This window comes from Janibacter limosus, assembly GCF_004295485.1.
GTDB classification, from domain to species: Bacteria; Actinomycetota; Actinomycetes; order Actinomycetales; family Dermatophilaceae; genus Janibacter; species Janibacter limosus_A.
In genome coordinates, this window is the sequence record NZ_CP036164.1 from 2,022,387 (window position 1) to 2,042,579 (window position 20,193).

At 69.4% G+C, this 20,193-nt stretch carries 19 protein-coding genes; 5 read left to right on the top strand and 14 right to left on the bottom strand.

The genetic code is table 11. From position 1 onward, the window contains the following. Positions 1-87 precede the first annotated feature (87 nt). From EXU32_RS09640 to EXU32_RS09650, 3 genes are all read left to right on the top strand, one after another. Positions 88-546 carry an Lrp/AsnC family transcriptional regulator gene (locus EXU32_RS09640; protein WP_130629711.1) on the top strand — a complete coding sequence of 153 codons (459 nt, stop codon included), beginning with the start codon at positions 88-90 and terminating at the stop codon, positions 544-546. Continuing rightward, positions 543-1,934: an aspartate aminotransferase family protein gene (locus EXU32_RS09645; protein WP_130629712.1), complete on the top strand. Its 1,392-nt coding sequence runs from the start codon at positions 543-545 to the stop codon at positions 1,932-1,934. Before EXU32_RS09640 ends, EXU32_RS09645 begins: the two co-directional genes overlap by 4 nt. A gap of 315 nt (positions 1,935-2,249) precedes the next feature. Beyond that, positions 2,250-3,404: an LOG family protein gene (locus tag EXU32_RS09650; RefSeq protein WP_130629713.1), complete on the top strand. Its 1,155-nt coding sequence runs from the start codon at positions 2,250-2,252 to the stop codon at positions 3,402-3,404. 167 nt (positions 3,405-3,571) lie between these two features. Here EXU32_RS09650 and EXU32_RS09655 read toward each other — a convergent pair whose 3' ends face one another. The 9 genes from EXU32_RS09655 to pyrH all read right to left on the bottom strand — a co-directional run bounded on the left by EXU32_RS09655 (position 3,572) and on the right by pyrH (position 12,473). Next, complete coding sequence (locus tag EXU32_RS09655) at positions 3,572-4,864, bottom strand: sugar ABC transporter permease (protein WP_130629714.1); 1,293 nt, start codon at positions 4,862-4,864, stop codon at positions 3,572-3,574. Then, on the bottom strand, positions 4,861-5,649 hold the full coding sequence (locus EXU32_RS09660) for an ATP-binding cassette domain-containing protein (RefSeq protein ID WP_130631140.1): 789 nt from the start codon (positions 5,647-5,649) through the stop codon (positions 4,861-4,863). Before EXU32_RS09660 ends, EXU32_RS09655 begins: the two co-directional genes overlap by 4 nt. A gap of 32 nt (positions 5,650-5,681) precedes the next feature. Next, positions 5,682-6,785, bottom strand: coding sequence for an ABC transporter substrate-binding protein (locus EXU32_RS09665; RefSeq protein ID WP_242612749.1), 1,104 nt, complete (start codon positions 6,783-6,785; stop codon positions 5,682-5,684). Positions 6,786-6,900: 115 nt separating this feature from the next. Then, positions 6,901-8,070: an ROK family transcriptional regulator gene (locus EXU32_RS09670; RefSeq protein WP_130629715.1), complete on the bottom strand. Its 1,170-nt coding sequence runs from the start codon at positions 8,068-8,070 to the stop codon at positions 6,901-6,903. A 51-nt stretch (positions 8,071-8,121) separates the two neighbouring features. Then, positions 8,122-8,997 carry a formyltetrahydrofolate deformylase gene (purU, locus tag EXU32_RS09675; protein ID WP_130629716.1) on the bottom strand — a complete coding sequence of 292 codons (876 nt, stop codon included), beginning with the start codon at positions 8,995-8,997 and terminating at the stop codon, positions 8,122-8,124. Continuing rightward, positions 8,994-10,220 carry a 23S rRNA (adenine(2503)-C(2))-methyltransferase RlmN gene (gene rlmN / locus EXU32_RS09680; protein WP_431603025.1) on the bottom strand — a complete coding sequence of 409 codons (1,227 nt, stop codon included), beginning with the start codon at positions 10,218-10,220 and terminating at the stop codon, positions 8,994-8,996. The genes purU and rlmN overlap by 4 nt, the downstream gene beginning before the upstream one ends. 13 nt (positions 10,221-10,233) lie before the next feature. Beyond that, the gene (locus EXU32_RS09685) at positions 10,234-11,109 is read right to left on the bottom strand and encodes a phosphatidate cytidylyltransferase (protein WP_130629718.1); all 876 of its coding nucleotides are present in this window, start codon (positions 11,107-11,109) and stop codon (positions 10,234-10,236) included. Between the two features lies 1 nt (position 11,110). Then, positions 11,111-11,668, bottom strand: a complete 558-nt coding sequence (frr, locus tag EXU32_RS09690; protein WP_130629719.1) for a ribosome recycling factor — start codon at positions 11,666-11,668, stop codon at positions 11,111-11,113. A 76-nt stretch (positions 11,669-11,744) separates the two neighbouring features. Next, positions 11,745-12,473 (bottom strand): UMP kinase, encoded by a 729-nt coding sequence (pyrH, locus tag EXU32_RS09695; protein WP_130629720.1) that lies wholly within the window; start codon positions 12,471-12,473, stop codon positions 11,745-11,747. 224 nt (positions 12,474-12,697) lie between these two features. Here pyrH and EXU32_RS17615 point away from each other — a divergent pair, with 224 nt between their 5' ends. Beyond that, positions 12,698-14,158 carry a fatty acid desaturase gene (locus tag EXU32_RS17615; RefSeq protein ID WP_278044448.1) on the top strand — a complete coding sequence of 487 codons (1,461 nt, stop codon included), beginning with the start codon at positions 12,698-12,700 and terminating at the stop codon, positions 14,156-14,158. Then, positions 14,155-14,733, top strand: coding sequence for a TetR family transcriptional regulator (locus tag EXU32_RS09705; RefSeq protein ID WP_130629722.1), 579 nt, complete (start codon positions 14,155-14,157; stop codon positions 14,731-14,733). The genes EXU32_RS17615 and EXU32_RS09705 overlap by 4 nt, the downstream gene beginning before the upstream one ends. A gap of 65 nt (positions 14,734-14,798) precedes the next feature. Here EXU32_RS09705 and tsf read toward each other — a convergent pair whose 3' ends face one another. From tsf to EXU32_RS09730, 5 genes are all read right to left on the bottom strand, one after another. Then, a complete protein-coding gene (gene tsf / locus EXU32_RS09710; protein WP_130629723.1) occupies positions 14,799-15,629 on the bottom strand; it encodes a translation elongation factor Ts in 831 nt (276 codons plus the stop codon). 52 nt (positions 15,630-15,681) lie between these two features. Then, positions 15,682-16,641, bottom strand: a complete 960-nt coding sequence (gene rpsB, locus EXU32_RS09715) for a 30S ribosomal protein S2 (protein WP_130629724.1) — start codon at positions 16,639-16,641, stop codon at positions 15,682-15,684. A gap of 263 nt (positions 16,642-16,904) precedes the next feature. After that, complete coding sequence (locus EXU32_RS09720; protein ID WP_130629725.1) at positions 16,905-18,236, bottom strand: ABC transporter substrate-binding protein; 1,332 nt, start codon at positions 18,234-18,236, stop codon at positions 16,905-16,907. Further along, entirely contained in the window at positions 18,233-19,309 is a 1,077-nt protein-coding gene (locus EXU32_RS09725) for a branched-chain amino acid ABC transporter permease (RefSeq protein ID WP_130629726.1), read from the bottom strand. Before EXU32_RS09725 ends, EXU32_RS09720 begins: the two co-directional genes overlap by 4 nt. Next, positions 19,309-20,184: a branched-chain amino acid ABC transporter permease gene (locus EXU32_RS09730; protein ID WP_130629727.1), complete on the bottom strand. Its 876-nt coding sequence runs from the start codon at positions 20,182-20,184 to the stop codon at positions 19,309-19,311. The genes EXU32_RS09725 and EXU32_RS09730 overlap by 1 nt, the downstream gene beginning before the upstream one ends. Between the last annotated feature and the right edge of the window lie 9 nt (positions 20,185-20,193).

The following is a 20,193-nucleotide window of genomic DNA, read 5'->3' on the forward strand; positions in this document are numbered from 1 at the left end:
GTGAAAACAACGGTTGAAGGAGGCCTGAGGGACGGATTCCGTCGCTCTCGGCTTGCCAAGGACACGGGATGGGTCCACGATGGCAGCATGTCCGCCCCGGTCCAGCTCGACGCGATGAGCAAGCAGATCATCGAGCACCTCCAAGAGGACGGACGCCAGTCATACGCGACGATCGCCCGCGCCGTCGGCCTCTCGGAGGCCGCTGTGCGACAACGGGTACAGCGACTCCTCGATGCCGAGGTCATGCAGATCGTCGCGGTGACCGACCCGCTCCAGGTGGGCTTCCACCGCCAGGCCATGATCGGCATCTCCGTCGACGGCGACCTGCGTCCCGTGGGCGACGCGCTCGCGGCCATGTCCGAGGTGTCCTACGTGGTCACCACCGCCGGCAGCTTCGACCTGCTCGCCGAGATCGTCTGCGAGGACGACGACGAGCTGCTCGCCCTGCTCACCGGGCGCATCCGCACCCTGCCGGGCGTGCGCTCCACGGAGACCTTCGTCTATCTCAAGCTCAACAAGCAGCACTACAACTGGGGGACCCGATGACCCAACCGACCACCACCGCTCTCGGCACCGACATGCAGCAGGCGGCGCGCGACCACCTGTGGATGCACTTCACCCGCCACTCCGTCTACGAGGAGGGCGGCAAGGTCCCGATCATCGTCCGCGGTGAGGGCCACAAGATCTGGGACGACACCGGCCGTGAGTACATCGACGCCCTGGCCGGGCTCTTCGTCGTCCAGGTCGGCCACGGCCGCCAGGAGCTCGCCGAGACCGCGATGAAGCAGGCGGAGAAGCTCTCCTTCTTCCCCATCTGGTCCTATGCCCACCCGGCCGCCATCGAGCTGGCCGAGCGACTGGCCAAGGGCGCTCCCGGCGACCTCAACCGGGTCTTCTTCACCACCGGCGGCGGCGAGGCCGTCGAGTCCGCGTGGAAGTTGGCCAAGCAGTACTTCAAGCTCACCGGCAAGCCCAAGAAGTACAAGGTCATCTCCCGCTCCATCGCCTACCACGGCACGCCCCACGGCGCCCTGTCGATCACCGGTCTGCCGCCGCTGAAGGAGGACTTCGAGCCGCTGGTGCCGGGCGCGCACAAGGTGCCCAACACCAACATCTACCGCGCCTCCGAGGAGCTGCGCGACGACCCCAAGGCCTTCGGGCGCTGGGCCGCCGACCGGATCGCCGAGGCGATCGAGTTCGAGGGCCCCGACACCGTGGCGGCCGTCTTCCTCGAGCCGGTGCAAAATGCCGGCGGCTGCTTCCCGCCACCCCCCGGGTATTTCGAGCGGGTCCGCGAGATCTGCGACGAGTACGACGTGCTGCTCGTCTCCGACGAGGTCATCTGCGCCTTCGGTCGGATCGGCTCGATGTTCGCCTCCGAGGACTTCGGCTACGTCCCCGACATCATCACCTGCGCCAAGGGGATGACCTCCGGCTACTCCCCCATCGGCGCGATGATCGCGAGCGACCGCCTTTTCGAGCCGTACAAGAAGGGGGCCAACACCTTCACCCACGGCTACACCTTCGGTGGTCACCCGGTGAGCTCGGCCGTCGCCCTGGCCAACCTGGACATCTTCGAGCGGGAGGGCCTCAACGAGCACGTCAAGACGCAGGGTCCGGCCTTCCGCAAGACCCTGGAGAAGCTGCTCGACCTGCCCATCGTCGGTGACGTGCGTGGCGAGGGCTTCTTCTACGGGATCGAGCTGGTCAAGGACAAGGTGACCCGGGAGACCTTCACCGAGGCCGAGTCCGAGTCGATGCTGCGCGGCTTCCTGTCCAAGGCGCTCTTCGACGCCGGCCTGTACTGCCGCGCCGACGACCGCGGCGACCCGGTCGTCCAGCTCGCTCCCCCGCTGACCATCGGCCAGCCGGAGTTCGACGACATCGAGCAGCGGCTGCGCTCGGTCCTCACGGAGGCGCAGAACCACCTCTGACCCGACCCTCCCCTTCGCATCTCCCTAAGGTCGTGCGCACCCCGGCCACATCTCCTTAAGGTCGTGCGCACCCCCGGCCACATCTCCTTAAGGTCGTGCGCACCCCAGCCGCATCTCCTTAAGGTCGTGCGCACCCCCGGCCACATTTCCTTAAGGTCGTGCGCACCCCCGGCCACATCTCCTTAAGGTCGTGCGCACCCCGGCCACATCTCCTTAAGGTCGTGCGCACCCCCGGCCACATTTCCTTAAGGTCGTGCGCACCCCAGCCGCATCTCCTTAAGGTCGTACGAAGGGGGGAGAAGTTAGGTTGGGCGGATGAGCGACAGGGAGACTCGCAGGCACCCGGTGCGCGACCGGCTCGGCCGCCGGTCCGATGATCCCGCCTACCGCGAGGTCCACGACGCCACGGCTCTGCGCCGGTTGACGGAGATCGGCGGGTCGCTGGCCGGTTGGCGCCTGCAGGGACTGGACCTGCAGCCCCACGCCGACCACCTCTCCCGGGCCGATGTCCGGGGCCTCGTCGTCCTCGGAGGCGAGGTGCCCGACGCTCTGGCCCAGAGCCTCGTCGCCCGCGGAGCGGTGCTCATCCCGCGGGACCCGAGCTGCCCGGTCGAGCCCTTCCGCGCGCGGCTGTACTCCCCCGCCGACCTCTACGGCGGTATGGAGGCTGCGGGGTACGCGAGCACGGTCGACGCGCGCGCCTACGCATGGAGCCGCGAGACGCGGACGCTGCACGATGCCTATGCCACCCTCCTGCGCGCGGTCCACGACGACGCCGTGCACGATGCGCTGGTCGAGGCCCTGACCGGCCGTGATGCCGTGGGCGTCATGGGCGGGCACGCCCTGGAGCGCGGCAGCAGCGACTACATCGACGCTGCCCGCCTGGGTCATGCCCTCGCCGCGGGTGGCCGCGCCGTGCTCACCGGCGGCGGACCGGGAGCCATGGAGGCCGCCAACCTCGGCGCCCTCGCCACCACCCGAGAGAGCCTCGAGTCCGCCCTCGTCCGGCTCGCCGAGGTGCCGAGCTTCCGCCCGTCGATCGACGAGTGGGCCGGCCTGGCCCTGTCGGTGCGCGCGGAGCTCGCCGTGCCGGAGGGCGGGGCGCGCAGCTTCGGCATCCCCACGTGGTTCTACGGCCACGAGCCGCCCAATGTCTTCTGCGACGGGATCGCGAAGTACTTCTCCAATGCCCTGCGCGAGGACGTCCTCCTGGCCCAGAGCACGGGCGGGCTCGTCGTGCTGCCGGGCGCGGCCGGGACCGTGCAGGAGATCTTCCAGGCCGCGACCCCGCTGTACTACGCGCCGGACGACCTGCCCATCCCACCGCTGGTGCTCGTCGGCCTCGAGCACTGGACCGAGACGGTGCCGGTCTGGCCCGCCCTGCGTGCGCTCGGCACCGGCCGCCCGCTCGGTGACGTGCTGCACCTGGTCGCGACCCCGCAGGAGGCGGCCGAGATCGTCCTGGGCTGACTCCCCCTTCGCCCCGGTTGGAGGTCGACTCGCCGATGATTGCTCGGCGAGCTCCCTTCCACCCAGCCCCTCGCCCCGGTGGTTGGAGGCCGACTCGCGGACGAACCGCCCGCGCGCATACCTCCACCGGGGTCGGGGTCTGGTCGAGGGTGAGGGGCGGGTCGGGCTCAGGCGCGACCGTGGGCGGCGCGGCTGCGACGGCTCAGCGAGTCGATGACGACGGCCAGCAGCAGCACGCCACCGGTCACCATGTAGCGCACCGACGAGTCGAGGTTGAGCAGGCTCAGACCCGAGCTGATCGACTGGATCACGATGACGCCGAGCAGCGCGGAGTAGGCCGAGCCCCGCCCGCCGAAGAGGCTCGTGCCGCCGATGACCGCTGCGGCGATGGCGTTGAGGTTGGTGTCGGCGCCACCGCTGCTCTGGTTGGCGGCGGCCAGGCGGCAGGCCGCGAAGACGCCGCCGAGCGCCGCGAAGGTGGCCGTCAGCGCGAAGACCGACAGGTACACGCGCGTGACCCTGATCCCCGCTCGCCGGGCAGCCTCGACATTGCCACCCACGGCCATGACCGCCCGACCCCACGAGGTCCGCCGCAGGGCCAGGTCCATGACGACGACCAGGGCGAGGAAGGTCAGGAACATCATCGGGACGCCGCGGTCACGGTTGAGGACGAAGGCCGGCACCCCGAGGATGAGGGCGAGCATCACGGCCCGCACGATGGTCGCGGTCGTGGACGGCGCCGACAGGCCCGCGGCCTTGCGCTGGGCACCGGCCCGCAGCCGGACAGCGACGTAGACGGCCACGACGGCAGCGATGAGTGCATAGCTGGCCGCGGGGACGAGGAAGGTCTTCTGCGCGAAGTTGACCAGACCGGAGTCGAAGGGGAGGTTGACCGTGCCCTCGTCGCCGAGGACGAGGAGCTGCAGCCCCAGGATGCCGAGCAGACCGGCCAGGGTGATGACGAAGCTCGGTACCCCGAAGGTGGTGAAGATCGCGCCGTAGACCAGGCCGATGACCAGTCCGGTGACGAGCGCCGCGATGATCGCGACCGGCGCCGACCACCCGTGGTTGACGAAGCCGACGGCCAGCACCGCCGACGACAGGCCACTGATCGAGCCGATCGACAGGTCGATCTGACCGAGCAGCAGCACGAGGACCACGCCGACGGAGATCGTGCCGACGGCCGCGGACTGCAGCGTCAGGTTGACCAGGTTGCGGCTGGAGAGGAAGTTGCCGTTGAGGCTCTGGAAGACGATCCAGATGATGACCAGGCCGATCACCACCGGAAGGGAGCCCAGGTCACCGGTACGGATGCGGCCCCAGGTGGCCGACAGCCAGCCCGAGATCCCGTGCTCCGAGATGAGGCGCTCGTCCTGCAGATCGGCGGGCAGCGCGGCCGCGTCCGTGCTGGCCGGCGTGACCGGGGACGTGGACTCGACGTCGTTGCTGGGCGTGGTCATCGGGTCTCCTGGGTGGCTCGGCGCTCGGCGCGCTGCGAGACGGCGTTGGTCGTCGCGCCGGTGATCGCGGCGATGATCTCCTGCGAGGTGGTCTGGCTGACGTGGAAGGTGCCGTTGTTGCGGCCCAGCCGCAGCACGGTCACCCGGTCGGCCACGGCCATCACGTCGGACATGTTGTGGCTGATCAGGATGACGCCATGGCCGTTCTCCCGCAGGCGCTCCACGAGGTTGAGCACCTCCGCGGTCTGGGCGACGCCCAGCGCCGCGGTGGGCTCGTCGAGCATGACCACCTTGGGCTCACCGAGGAGGCTGCGGGCGATGGCCACCGTCTGCCGCTGACCACCGGAGAGGCTCGCGACGGGGATGCGCACGGAGGGGATCTTGGCGCTCAGCTGACGCAGCAGCCGCCAGCTCTCGCTCTCCATCGTCACCTCGTCCAGGACCCCGAGGCGGCGACGCTCCTGCCCGAGGAAGAGGTTGCCGACGACATCGAGGTTGTCGCACAGGGCGAGGTCCTGGTGGACGGTGGCGATGCCGAGCCGCTGCGACTCGGTCGGGCTGGTGATGTTGGCCGGGCGTCCGCTGACCGTGATCTGCCCGGCGTCGGGGACGTAGACGCCCGCGATCGCCTTGACGAGGGTCGACTTGCCCGCGCCGTTGTCGCCGACGAGGGCCACGACCTCCCCCGGGTGGACATCGAACTCGATGTCCTTCAGTGCCTGCACGGCGCCGAATCGCTTCGACAGTCCGCTGATGGACAGCACCGGGTCCCCGGTGGAGGTCATGGTCATGTCAGTCCTTCGTCGTCAGGAGAGGGTCACTTGAGGCCGGCGGAGGCGCAGGCCTTGGCGACGCTGCCCGCGCAGATGTCCTCGAGCTTGTAGAAGCCGTCCTTGACGACGGTGTCCTTGACGGTGTCCTTGGTGACGACGACCGGGTCCAGGAGGGTGGAGGGCACGCCGTCCTTGTCGTCCTTGGCCTCGGGCTTCTTGCCCTCACCGAGGGCGATGGCCGCCTTGGCGGCGTCCTCGGCCTCCGGCTTGATGGCCTTGTAGATCGTCATGTCCTGGTCACCGGAGATGATCCGCTGGATCGCGGCGAGCTCGGCGTCCTGCCCCGTGACCGGAGGAAGGGGGTCGACCCCACCGCCCTTGAGCGCGGCGATGGCACCGCCCGCAGTCCCGTCGTTGGCGGCGTAGACGCCGACGAGGTCACCCTTGACCTTGGACAGCTGGCCCTCGGTCCAGGACTGCGCCTTGTCCGGGCTCCAGTCGGGGGTGTCGTACTCGCCGGCGATCTTGAAGGAGCTCTTGTCGAGGACGGAGTGCGCGCCCTTCTTGAAGTCGGCGGCGTTGGCGTCCGTCGGGGCGCCGTTGATCATGAGGATGTCCCCCGAGGTCTTGCCGTCGGCCTTGAGGGCGTCGAGCAGGGCCTGCCCCTGCAGCTCGCCGACCTTCTGGTTGTCGAAGGAGACGTAGTAGTCGGCTCCGGCGATGAAGCGGTCGTAGGCGATGACGGGGATGTCCTGGCTCTTGGCGTTGCTCACCAGCGAGGCGGCGGACTTGCCGTCGACGGCGTCGAGGACGATGACGTCGGCACCCTCGGTGACCGCCGACTCGAACTGCTGCTGCTGCTTGGTCGCGTCCTGGTCGGCGTTGTTGTAGATGACCGAGCAGTCGGCGCACTGCGCCTTGACGGCCGCCTCGAAGAGTGGCCGGTCGAAGGACTCGTACCGGGTCGTCTTGGACTCGGGGAGCAGGAGCGCGATCTTCAGCGCCCCGGCCTTGTCCGCTCCTGCCCCGGATCCGGATCCGGAGGTGCTGCTCTCCCCCGAGCTGCACGCGGCCAGGGCACCGGCGCTCAGCGCGAGTGCCAGCGGGAGCGCCATGGCGCGGGACAGGCGGTGCGAACGAGTGGACATGTCGCTCTCCTCATTGAGATGGCCGAGCCACACCGTGTGACCCGTTCACGTGGACGCTAGAACGCCGCACCCTTGGCGTCAAGACTTGAATTCAATGTGTCGTCATTCCGCAACCTCAGCCGACCCGGGCAGACCTGGCACCGGCCGCACGCAGCAGCGCCCCGCGGACCTCTGCGTCGTCCCCGAGCGCCCCCGGGACGAGCGTGACGCTCGCCGCCGCGCTCGGGATCGCGCCACGCTCCACGCCCTCGCGCATCGCGTCGAGCAGCAGGTCCCCCGTCCTGGCCAGCTGGCCCCCCACGGCGATGACCTCCGGGTTGAGCAGGTTGACCAGACCGGCGAGCGCGACCCCGAGGTGACGGCCTGCGTCGGTGATGACCCGCCGGCACCCGGGGTCGCCCTGCTGGGCCCGGGAGACGATCTCGCGCAAGGGGATCGGGCCCTGGGAGGGCGCGATCGCCGAGATGAGCGCCGGTGACCCGACGTAGGTGTTGAGGCAACCGCGGTTGCCGCAGCGACACACCGGCCCGGCCTCGTCGATGGTCAGGTGGCCGATCTCCCCCGCGGTACCGGCGCTCCCCCGGAAGACCGTGCCGCCGATGACCAGCCCGGCGCCCACACCGTGGGAGAGCTTGAGGTAGGCGCCGGTCTCCACCCCGCCCAGTGCGCCGGCGAGCAGCTCGCCCTCGGCCGCGAAGTTGGCGGTGTTGTCCAGGATGACCGGGGTCGCCAACGCCGCCTGCAGCTCGGCCGCGGCGTGGACTCCCCGCCACCCGGGCATGATCAGCTCGGACCCCACGGCACCGCTGACCGAGTCCACAGGAGCCGGGAGGCCGAGCGCCACCTGCTCCAGGTCGGCGAGGGTGTGACCGTTGTCGGCGAGGACCTCGTGCAGCAGCCGGGCGGCCCGGTCCAGCCCCTCGTCGGCGTTGTGGTCTTGGGGCAGGGGCATGCGGTGGCGGGCGATGAGGTCGTTGGGCCCAGTCCCCACGGCGATGCGGATGTCCCTGTCCCCGAAGGCAACCCCCGCGAGCAGGGGCGCTCCTCCGAGGAGCGAGACGAGGACGGCCCGGCGGCCGTTGCGGACGCTGTTGGTCAACGAGACGGCCCCGTCACCGTCGAGGTCGCGCACGAGGTTGGAGATCGTGGCGGGCGACAGCCCGGTCGCGCCCGCGATCTCCACCTGGGTCAACGGGCCATTGGTCGACAGGGTCTCGACCACCCGCTCACGGTTGGCACGGCGCAGCGAGGACTGGGACCCCGGAGCCGGACCGACTGTGTTCATGACCAAAATCTAAGGCAGAACACCCGCGGAAGGCGAGAGGGCCCCTCGTCGTCAGTCGAAGACGATCGTGCGCCGACCGCGCAGGACCACGCGACGCTCCACGTGCCAGCGCAGGGCACGGGCGAAGGCCATGGCCTCGAGCTCGGCACCGGTGGCTGCCAGCTGGGCCGGGCTCATCCGGTGGTCGACCCGACGGAAGTCCTGCTCGATGATCGGCCCCTCGTCCAGGTCGGAGGTCACGTAGTGCGCCGTGGCGCCGATGACCTTGACCCCGCGCTCGTGTGCCTGGGAGTAGGGCCGCGCCCCCTTGAAGGAGGGCAGGAGCGAGTGATGGATGTTGATGATCCGGCCGGGGAAGTCAGCGCACAGGTCCTCGGAGAGCACCTGCATGTAGCGGGCCAGCACGACCGTCTCGACCTGCTCGGCCGCGATGATCTCGCGCAGCGCGGCCTCTGCCTGCGGCTTGGTCTCGCGCGTCACCGGGATGTGGTGGAAGGGGATGCCGTGCCACTCGACCTCGGCCCGGAAGTCCTCGTGGTTGGAGACCACCGCGGGCACGACGACGTTGAGCTGACCGGTGCGCACGCGGAAGAGCAGGTCGTTGAGCACATGCCCCTGACGGCTGACCATGACCAGCAGGCGGTGCGGCTCGTGCGGGTCGTGGATGCTGACGTCGGCGCCGAGCTCCGTGGCCAGGGCGGCCCGCTCCACCTCGAGCGCAGCTGCATCCAGTGCGGCCTCCCCCTGCAGGTGCATGCGCAGGTGGAACTCCCCGGTCGAGAGGTCACCGAACTGCTGGCTGTCGAGGATGTTGAGCCCCTGGCCCAGCATCGCGCCCGTGACGGCATGCACGATGCCGCGTCGGTCAGGTCCGCTGAGGGTCAGGACGACCTCGCGGCCGAGGCCGCGGTCGGCAGGCGCGCTCACTCCGCGCCCGAGGTGGCCGCCGCGAGCTGCCCGCAGGCCCCGTCGATGTCGCTGCCACGGGTGTCACGCACCGTCGTCGGGATGCCGTGGGCGCGCAGTCGCTCGACGAACTGCTGCTCGACCCCGGGCCGCGACGCGGTCCACTTGGACCCCGGTGTCGGGTTGAGCGGGATGGGATTGATGTGCACCCAACCCTTGCCGCGCTTGAGCAGCTTCTTGGCGAGCAGGTCTGCGCGCCAAGCCTGGTCGTTCATGTCGCGGATCATCGCGTACTCGATGCTCACCCGCCGCCCGGTCTTGAGGTAGTACCGGTGGGCAGCGTCGATCGCCTCGTCGACCTTGAACCGGGTGTTGATCGGCACCAGCTCGTCGCGCAGCTCGTCGTCCGGGGCGTGCAGGGACAGGGCGAGCGTCACCGGGATGCCCTCCTCGGTGAGCCGGTCGATGCCGGTCACGAGCCCGACCGAGGACATCGTGATGCCGCGGGCACTCATGCCCAGGCCCTCGGGCGAGGGGTCGACCATGCGCCGGATGGCGCCGATGGCGGCCTTGTAGTTGGCCAGCGCCTCCCCCATCCCCATGAAGACGACGTTGGAGACCCGCCGGCCGCCGGACGAAGGGAGGGACCCCCCTTCCTCGTCGTCGTCGGCCTCGTCGCCGAGCTCGGCGCCACCGTCGGAGGGTGCGGACAGATCACTCGCCTCGGCGAGCATCCGGTTGGCGGCCACGACCTGATCGACGATCTCGGCGGTCGACATGTTGCGGGTCAGGCCCTCCTGCCCGGTGGCGCAGAAGGGGCAGTTCATCCCGCACCCGGCCTGGCTGGAGATGCAGATGGTCGCGCGACGCGGGTAGCGCATGAGGACCGACTCGACGAGCGCGCCGTCGTGCAGGCGCCACACCGACTTCAGCGTCGCGCCCTCGTCGGCGGTGATCGTGCGCACCGGCGTGAGCAGGCGGGGGAGCATCGCGGCGACGAGCTCCTCGCGGGCGGCCTTGGGCAGGTCGGTCATCTGCTCGGGGTCGTCCGTGTGGTGCGTGAAGTAGTGCGTCGACAGCTGCTTGGCACGGAAGCCCGGCAGGCCGAGCTCCTTGGCCAGCTCGACCCGACCGGCGAGGTCGAGGTCGGCAAGATGGCGCGGCGGCTTGCCACGCCGCGGCGCGGTCATGGTCAGCTGGCCGGGCACCGGACGGGTGGTCGAGGGAGTGGGCAGATCGGTCATCGGGTCCATTGTCTCAGTGCGGGGCGATGATGCGAAGCGCCACCCACACCAGGGGGACCACCATCACGAGCGAGTCGAGGCGATCCATGAGCCCGCCGTGCCCCGGGATGATGTTGGACATGTCCTTGATCCCGAGGTTGCGCTTGAGGCTTGACTCGATGAGGTCACCGATCGTCGCCGCGGGCGCGACGAGGGCACCGAGCACCGCGCCCTGCCACCACGCGCCGTCGAGGGTCAGCGGGATGACGATCGCGCCGACCACGGCACACGAGAGGACCGACCCGGCGAAACCCTCCCACGACTTCTTCGGCGACAGCTTGGGGGCCATCGGGTGCTTGCCCAGCAGGACGCCGAAGGCGTATCCCCCGATGTCGGAGAAGACCGTGGTGATGATGAAGACGAAGATGCGCCACTGCCCCTGGGGCTCGGCGAGCATCATCGCGGCGAACCCGGCGAGGAAGCACGGGTAGAGCAGGATCAGTGCGCCGGCGCCGACGTCACGCAGCGCCCCCGTCATCCCGTCGGCAACGCGCCAGATGAGCGTGGCCACCAGGGTGAGCGCGGCGGCGAAGACGAGGGCCTCCGCCCCGCGCACGTAGGCAGCGGCGATCATGCTGACGGCGCCGATGGCGATCGGCGCGAAGGGGGCGAAGAGCCCGCCCACGGCGAGCGCTTGGCGCATCTCCCACACCGCCACGACCATCGCCACGCAGACGACGACGGCGAAGGCCACCGGGTGGATGACGAGAGTGCCGGCCACCAGGATCCCCAGTACCACCCCGGAGGCGATGGCGACGGGGAGGTTGCGGCCGGCTCGACTCGAGGGCCCGGCAGGTGCGGGAGCGGCGGCCTTGATACTGCGCCGGGTCGCGGGCTGGGGCTCGGTCACATCAGACCTCGGAGAGCTCGGCTTCCTTGGCCTTGAGAAGGGCGTCGACGCTGTCCACGTACTTCTTGGTCAGGGCGTCGAGCTCCTTCTCACCCCGGTTGCCGTCGTCCTCACCGACCTCGCCGTCCTTCACGAGCTTGTCGATCGTGTCCTTGGCGGCCCGGCGGATGTGGCGGATCGAGACCTTGGCGTCCTCACCCTGGTTGTGCGCCAGCTTGATGTACTCCTTGCGACGCTCGGCCGTCAGCTCCGGCATCGTCAGGCGGATGACGGTGCCGTCATTGCTCGGGTTGGCGCCGAGGTCGGACTCACGCAGAGCGCCTTCGATCGCTGTCATCGAGGACTTGTCGAAGGGCGTGATCAGGAGGGTCCGCGCCTCGGGCGTCTGGAAGGAGGCCAGCTGCTGCAGCGGGGTGGGCGAGCCGTAGTAGTCGACCGTCACCTTGCTGAAGAGACCGGGGTTGACGCGGCCGGTGCGGATGCCCGCGAAGTTCTCCTTGGCCACCTCCACGGCCTTTTCCATCTTGTCGTCGGCCTCGAGCAGTGCGTCCTCGATCATGTGCGTGGTCTCCTTGTCCGGCCCAGAGGGCCTCGCGAGCGGCTGGGCCGCGGTTGGTCTGCGGTCAGTCTCTCACTCAGGCGTGCACGACGGTGCCGATGGGCTCGCCGAGGAGCGCCCGGGTCACATTGCCCTCGCCCTCCATGCCGAAGACGAGCATCGGGAGGTGGTTCTCGCGGCAGAGGCTGAAGGCCGCGGCGTCGACGACCTTGAGGTTCTGCTGGATGGCCTGCTCGTACGTGACGCGCTCGAGCTTGACGGCCGCAGGGTTGGTGCGGGGGTCGGAGTCGTAGACGCCGTCGACGCCGTTCTTGGCGATGAGGACCTCGTCGCACTTGATCTCCAGCGCACGCTGGGCGCTCACGGTGTCGGTGGAGAAGAAGGGCATGCCGGCGCCGGCGCCGAAGATGACGACCCGGCCCTTCTCGAGGTGACGGATGGCACGGCGCGGGATGTAGGCCTCGGCCACCTGGCCCATGGTGATGGCGGTCTGCACGCGGGTGTCGACGCCGGCGTGCTCGAGGAAGTCCTGGAGCGCCAAGCAGTTCATGACGGTGCCGAGCATGCCCATGTAGTCGGCGCGGCTGCGGTCCATGCCCTGCTCCTGCAGCTCCGCGCCCCGGAAGAAGTTGCCGCCGCCGACGACGATGGCGACCTGGACGCCCTGGCCCACGGCGACCGCGATCTGCTCGGCGATGCCGCGCACGATGTCGGGGTTGAGCCCGACCTTGCCGCCGCCGAAGGCTTCGCCCGAGAGCTTGAGGAGGACCCTGCGGTCGGCCGGGGGGGTGTTCTGGTCGGTCACGGTGGTGCTCCCTGGGTCGTGTGCGGGTTCGCCCGATCCTTCCACAGGTCGAGACGAGGCGATGACCGTCCTCGCCCGGCCGCGGGCGGAATCCGAGCCTCTCCCCCGCTTGACATTCGCCGTGCAGTTGTCAAGGTACTCGCAAGTCACTACGGTCGACCCCACACGTCTCCGCCGTCCGGCAGGGACACCTCGACGATGAGGAGCACGGTGTGGCGACAACGGTGACGTCCCCCGACACGGCCGTCTGGCGCGACGGCAAGAGGTACCTCTGGCTGATCGGCCTGGTCGTCCCGTCGCTCGCCTTCGTGGCCTTCGCCGGTCGGGCGCTGACAGGCTGGTCATGGTGGCTGTGGCTCGGCCCGATCATCATCCTGGGCGTCATCCCCGCCGTCGACCTGCTCGTCGGCCGCGACCGGACCAACCCGCCCGAGGAGGCCGTCAAAGCCCTCGAGGCCGACCCCTACTACCGCTGGATCGTCTACGCCTACGTCCCCATCCAGTACCTCGGGTTCGCCGCGGCGATGTACCTCGTCATCCGTGGCAACCCGGTGCCGGACGTGCTGGACGCGCTCGGGCTCGGCGGCTGGCTGGACCTGCTCCCCGGTCAGCTGGGGACCCCCTTCGAGCTGTCGGTGATCGAGCGGATCGGGGCCTCGATCTCCATCGGCTGCGTCGGCGGCATCGCGATCAACACCGCCCACGAGCTGGGCCACAAGCGGCCCAGGCACGAGCGATGGCTGTCAAAGGTGGCCCTCGCCCAGAGCGGGTACGGCCACTTCTACATCGAGCACAACCGCGGCCACCACGTGCGTGTCGCCACCCCGGAGGACCCGGCCAGCTCGCGGCTCGGCGAGAGCTTCTACGCCTTCTGGCCACGCACGGTCTTCGGCTCACTGCGCAGCGCCTGGCGGCTCGAGTCGAGCCGCCTGCGGCGTCGGGGCAAGCCGGTGCTCCACCCGGGCAACGACGTGCTCAACGCCTGGGCGATGACGCTCGTGCTGTGGGGCGCGATGATGCTCTGGCTCGGCATCGGTGTCCTGCCCTACCTGCTCCTGCAGGGTGTCGTCGGCCTGAGCCTGCTCGAGGTCGTCAACTACCTCGAGCACTACGGCATGCGTCGGGCCAAGGTCCACCACCGCGACGTGGAGCGCTACGAGCGCGTCCTGCAGAGCCACTCGTGGAACTCCAACAACATCGCGACCAATGTCTTCCTCTACCACCTGCAGCGGCACAGCGACCACCATGCCAACCCCACCCGCAGGTACCAGGCGCTGCGCGACCACGAGTCCGCGCCCGTGCTGCCCACCGGGTACGCCGGGATGATCGTGCTGGCCCTGCTCCCGCCGCTGTGGCGTCGGGTCATGGACCCGAGGGTGGCGGCGCACTTCGACGGTGACCTCACCCGCGCCAACATCGACCCGCGCAAGCGCGATCGCATCCTCGTCACGCACGCTGCCGGTGCCCGCGCGCTCGCCCCGGCACTGACGGCCCCAGCGGCGCAGGCTCCGGACGAGGTCGCGTCGGCGGCCTGCCCGGGGTGCGGCTACGAGTACCTCGTCGCCGCCGGGGACGAGCACGAAGGCTTCCCGGCAGGCACCCCCTGGTCGGAGATCCCGGTCGACTGGGCCTGCCCGGACTGCGGGGTGCGGGACAAGCTCGACTTCGTCGTGCGGTCGGCATGACCGAGTCCGCGCTGCGTGAGCGGATCCTCGACGCCACCGCTGGTATCACGGTCGGTGGTGGCTGGGCGGCGGTGTCGATGGGCAAGGTCGCATCGGTCGTCGGCGTCAGCCGGCAGACGGTGCACACCGAGGTCGGGACCAAGGCCGAGCTCGCCGAGGCCCTCGTCATCCGAGAGGTCGAGCACTTCCTCGCGGAGGTGGTCGCCGGCTTCGACGAGGCGCCTGACGTGCCCACCGCGATCGAGCGCTCCATCACCCGCGTCCTCGAGCGGGCCGCGGACAGCGCCCTGGTGCGCGGCGTCGTCGCAGCCGCTCACGGCGCCGACACCGAGCTGCTGCCGCTCCTGACGACGCGACCCGAGCAGCTCCTCGAGCTGGCGACGGCAACGGTCCAGGGGCTGGTCGCCCCCTTCGCGCTGCCCCTGCCGCAGGCCCGGATCGACGCGACCATCGAGGTGATCGTGCGCGTCACCCTCTCCCAGGTCATGCACCCGACGGGCTCGCCGGCCGACGTCGCCGAGCACCTCGCGTGGATGGTGCGGACCGTGCTCGACACGCTGCCTCGCAGTGGCTGAGCCCGAGCATGACGAAGGGGGTCCCACCCGGTGACCGGGTGGGACCCCCTTCGAGGTGCTGCGCCTCAGGAACCGACGCGGAAGCGGGCGAACTGCGTGGCGTTCGCACCGGCCTCCTCGAGGACCTTGCCGACGGACTTCTTGGCGTCCTTGGCGAAGGGCTGGTCGAGCAGGACGTTGTCCTTGAAGAAGCCGTGCACGCGACCCTCGACGATCTTGGGCAGGGCAGCCTCGGGCTTGCCCTCCTCCTTGGCCGTCTCCTCGGCGATCCGACGCTCGTTGGCGACGACGTCGGCGTCGAGCTCGTCCCGGGTGAGGACGTTGGGGCTGAAGGCCGCGATGTGCATCGCGACGTCACGAGCCACCTGTGCGTCACCACCATCGGTGCCCAGGAGGACACCGATCTGGGCCGGCAGGTCCGGGCTGGTCTTGTGCAGGTAGGCCGAGACCACGGGGGCCTCGACGCGGGCAACCCGCTTGACCTCGATCTTCTCGCCGATGGTCGCGTTGGCGTCGTCCAGGAGCTCCTGGACGGTCGCCTCGCCGGCGGGGGCAGCCAGCAGGCTGTCCGCGTCGGTGGCCTTGGCCGCGACGGCCGCGGCGAGGACCTCGTCCGCGAGGGCGACGAACTTATTGCCCTTGGCGACGAAGTCGGTCTCGCAGAGGACCTCGACGAGCGTGCCCACGCCGTCAGCGGCCTGTGCGACGACCAGACCGTTGGAGGCCGTGCGGCCCTCGCGCTTGGTGATGCCCTTCAGGCCCTTGATGCGCAGGAGCTCCTGGGCCTTCGACTTGTCGCCGTCGGTCTCGTCGAGCGCCTTCTTCACGTCGAGCATGCCGGCGCCGGTGCGCTCGCGCAGCTCCTTGATGTCAGCGGCGGTGTAGTTCTTCGCCATGTGTGTCCCGTTCTCCTTCGTGAGGTGTGACGGTGGTCGGTTGAGGTGTCGCTCAGGCCTCGGGCGTGGCCTCGGCGGCAGGAGCCTCCGGGGTGGCCTCGGCGGCAGGAGCCTCGGTCTCGGCCGGAGCCTCGGCGATCGCGGTCTCGGTCGCACCCTCGGCCGCGGGGGCCTCGGTCGCGGCCGGAGCCTCGGTCGCAGCAGCCTCGGCCGCGGGGGCCTCGGTCGCGGCGGGGGTCTCGCCCTCGCCGGCCAGGAGCTCGCGCTCCCACTCGGCCATCGGCTCGGCCTCGGCGGACGCACCAGCGTTGGCGTTGCCGCCACCGCGGGACATCAGACCATCGGCGACAGCGTCAGCGACGACCCGGGTCAGCAGCGTGACGGAGCGGATCGCGTCGTCGTTGCCGGGGATCTTGTAGTCGACCTCGTCGGGGTCGCAGTTGGTGTCGAGGATCGCGATGACGGGCAGCCCCAGCTTGCGGGCCTCGTCCACCGCGAGGTGCTCCTTCTTGGTGTCGACGATCCACACGGCCGAGGGGACCTTGGCCATGTTGCGGATGCCACCGAGGGTCTTGTCCAGCTTGTCGCGCTCACGACGAAGGATGAGGAGCTCCTTCTTCGTGTAGCCCGAGCCGGCCACGGTGTCGAAGTCCAGCTCCTCGAGCTCCTTCAGACGCGTGAGGCGCTTGGAGATCGTCTGGAAGTTGGTGAGCATGCCACCGAGCCAACGGTGGTTGACGTAGGGCATCCCGACGCGCGTCGCCTGCTCGGCGATGGGCTCCTGGGCCTGCTTCTTGGTGCCGACGAACAGGATCGTGCCGCCGTGGGAGACCGTCTGCTTGACGAACTCGTAGGCGTCGTTGATGTAGGTCAGCGACTGGCGCAGGTCGATGATGTAGATGCCATTGCGCTCGGTCATGATGAAGCGCTTCATCTTGGGGTTCCAGCGTCGGGTCTGGTGCCCGAAGTGGACGCCGCTCTCAAGGAGCTGGCGCATGGTGACGACGGCCATGCCGAAGTCCTCTCGTCGAAGGGTTGTCAGTTGTGTCCTGGTGCCCCAGCCCACCCCGCCCGACCGAGGTCGGGACTGCCGTGGTGTGCCCCGGAATCGAAGAGATCTCGTCATCCGGTGAGGAGCACGCGAATTCATCCAGACAGACTGGATGTGTCCTCCATCCTACGGCCGGGTGGGACGAAGGGAGAAATCCCGTCCTCCCGCACGACGACGGCGGGGCCCCGCAGGGCACCCGCCGTCGTCGCTCGTCGCTCAGGCGCTCACTTGAGCACCTCGACATCGGGCAGTCCGTCCTTCGGCGGCACGACCGCAGCGACGTCGGTCTCGTCCTTGGTGATCTCGGCATCACCGAGGTCGGTGACGAGCACGTCGGTGAGGGCGGTCGTCTTCAGCCCCTTGATCTTGGCCATCCGCATGCCGGAGATGCCCAGGTGGCTGTCGGCCGAGTAGCGGAAGGGCGCCAGGTTCGGACCGGGCCAGTTCTTGGCGTCCTGCTCGATGACGTCGACGATGCGCTCACGAGTGAGGTCCTTGCCGGCCGCCTGGAGCGCGGAGGCGAAGAGGTAGGCCTGGGACATCCCGTAGACGCGGTAGTTCGTCAGCTCACCCTTGCCACCCTGCTCCTTCCAGACCTTCTCCCAGAGGTCGACCCACGGGCTCTCCTCACCCACGCCGGGGATGTACTCGGTCGTCATGGCGCCGTCGAGGGCACCGCCGCCCTTGACCTTGCCCTTGGAGAAGGTGGAGAGCAGCTCCCCCGCGAGCTTCGGGTCCGAGCCGACATTGGTGTACATCCACGTCGGGTCGTAGCCGAGCTTCATGGACGCCAGCTGGCTCAGCGCGGTGTAGCTGGGTGTGTTGAAGCCGACCACGAGGTCGGCACCCGAGGCCTTGAGCTTGGAGATCTGGGGACCGATGTCGGTGTTGCCGGAGGCGTACTCGACCCTCTCGACGATCTGGTCGTCGACGTACCGACGTAGGCCCTTCTCCCCGTCCCCGCCCAGCTCGTCGCCCTGAAGGAAGAGGCCGACCTTGGCGTTGGGCTTGTTCTCCTTGATCCACTGGCCCATGATCTTGCCCTCGATCTCGTAGTCCGGCTGCCAGCCGAAGGTCCACGGACGAGCCTCGGGGTCGTTGCCCCACAGCTGGGCGCCGGAGGAGACGAAGAGGTCGGGGACCTCTTCCTTGTTGAGGAAGTCGACGACGGCGGTGTGCGTCGGGGTACCGAGGCCACCGAGGATCGCGAAGACGTTGTCCTTGAGGACGAGTTCGTCGACGACCTTGGAGGTGTTGGTCGGGTTGTAGCCATCGTCCTTGACGGTCAGCTCGAGCTTGCGGCCATGGATGCCGCCCGCCTCGTTGACGTAGTCGAAGTAGGCCTTCATGCCGGTGTTGATCTCGGAGTAGCCGGGAGCAGCCACGCCCGTCAGGGGCTGATGGGTGCCGACGGAGATCGTCGTGTCGGTGACCCCGGTGGTGTCACCCTCGCTGTCCCCTCCCGAGCTCGCGTCTCGCCCTCCGGCTCCGCAGCCGGCCAGCACGACCGCAGCCGTGCTGGCGGCGAGTGCTGCCCGCAGGTGATTCCTGCTCATGATTGTTCTCCTCTGGTGATGGTGGTGGTGGTGACGCTGGTGTCCGTTGAGGGGGTCCGCAGTCGGCGCAGGGCCGGTGCGATGGACCCGACGAGTCCCGATGGCGCCAGGAGCACGACGGCGATGGTCGTCAGGCCGAGCACGAGGGGTGCAAGCTCCGCGGACTGGAGGTCCGACAGGCCAAGGCTGGAGCCGGCATTGGTGACATAGGTGGGCAGAAGGGTGAGCAGCGCCGCGCCGATGAGTGCGCCGGTGAGCGTGCCCAGACCGCCGAGCACGACCGCCATGAGCAGGGTGAGCGAGAGGATCAGAGTGAATCCGCTCGGTGCGGCGACCCGGGTCACCAAGGCCATGAGGCCACCGGCGAGACCGGCGCACGCTGCGCTCACGACGAAGCAGACGATCCGGCTGCGCCCGAGATCGATCCCCGCGAGCTGCGCGGCGACCGGGTCATCGCGCACGGCCCGCCACTGCCGCCCCACCCGGGACTGCGACAGGTTGCGCAGCAGGAGGAAGGTGAGGACCAGGCAAGCGACGGAGACAGTCGCCAGCCATTGCGAGGTGCCGGTCTCTGTACCGGTGAAGAAGAAGAGTGCGTCGTCGATGGCCGTCGGCACGTCCGGGCTGCTGACCCGCAGACCGGGCTCGCCGCCGAGGGTGTCCCTGAAGTGGACCGCGAGGGCTGGCACCGCGACGGCCAGCGCCAGGGTGGCGCCTGCGACATACGGCCCCTGCAGGCGGGCCGCTGCGACAGCGACGACGGCACCGACGAGGGCGGTGACGACGGCCGCGGCCACGAGGAGCACGAGCATCGGCGACTCCTTGCCGTCCTGCAGCATCTTGGCCACGGTGTAGGCGCCGATCGCCATGAAGGCGCCGTGCCCCAGGGACAGCTGACCGTTGAGCCCGATGAGAACGCTCAGCCCACCTGCAGCGATCGCGAGGTAGGCGACGGATGACACCTGGCTCTGCCGGTAGTCGGAGAGCATGTCGATCAGGAAGACCGAGACGACGAGCAGCGCGATCGCTGCCAGACCGCGACGCAGCAGGGGGGAACTGACGATCCGGCGCATCAGACCGTCCTTTCCTTCGTGGTGGAGAACAGGCCGCCCGGCCGCACGAGGAGGACGACGACGAGGACGATCAGTGCGGCGAGCGGGACGAGTCCGGAGCCGAGGTAGCCGCTCACGAGGGCGAGCACGATGCCCATGACCAGCCCGCCGACGACCGCGCCCGCCGCGCTGTCGAGGCCGCCGAGCACTGCGGCGACGAAGCCGTAGACGACCACGCCGTCCATGTAGGCCGGGTGGACCAGGCCGCCTCCGGCGATGAGCAGACCCGAGAGGGAGCCGACGAGGGCGGCGAGCGCCCAGCCGAGCGTCAGGGCACGGTTGACCTTCACCCCGAGGACGCTGGCCACCTCTCGGTTGAAGGCTGTCGCGCGCATCGTCAGACCCAGGTCGGTCTTCATGAAGAGCAGCCGCAGCGCGGCCATGACGGCGACGACGACGAGAATCGTGAAGATGCTGAAGGGAGTGAGGGCCAGTGTCTCCCCGCCGACCTTGACGCCGGTGAGGTCGAAGGCCGCGGGGAAGGAGCGAAAGCTGCTGCCGAAGACAATCGCGGCCAGCGCGTGGAGCACGATGAAGAGGCCGAGCGTGAGGATCACCGGGTTGATGTGGTTGTCGTGGTCGACGTACCGGACCACGAGGCGCTCGACGAGGGCCCCGAGGACGAGGCCGGCCATGAGCGCGACGATGAACCCGATCCAGTAGCTCGCGCCCGACTCGATGACCTTGAGGGCGATGAAGGTCGTGATCATCGCCATCGGGGCCTGCGCGAAGTTGACGATCCGGGTCGACTGCCAGATGAGCACGAGGGCCAGGGCGAAGGCGGCGTAGATCATGCCGACCGAGAAGCCCCCCAAGAGGGTGTTGATGAGTTGCACGGGGTCTCC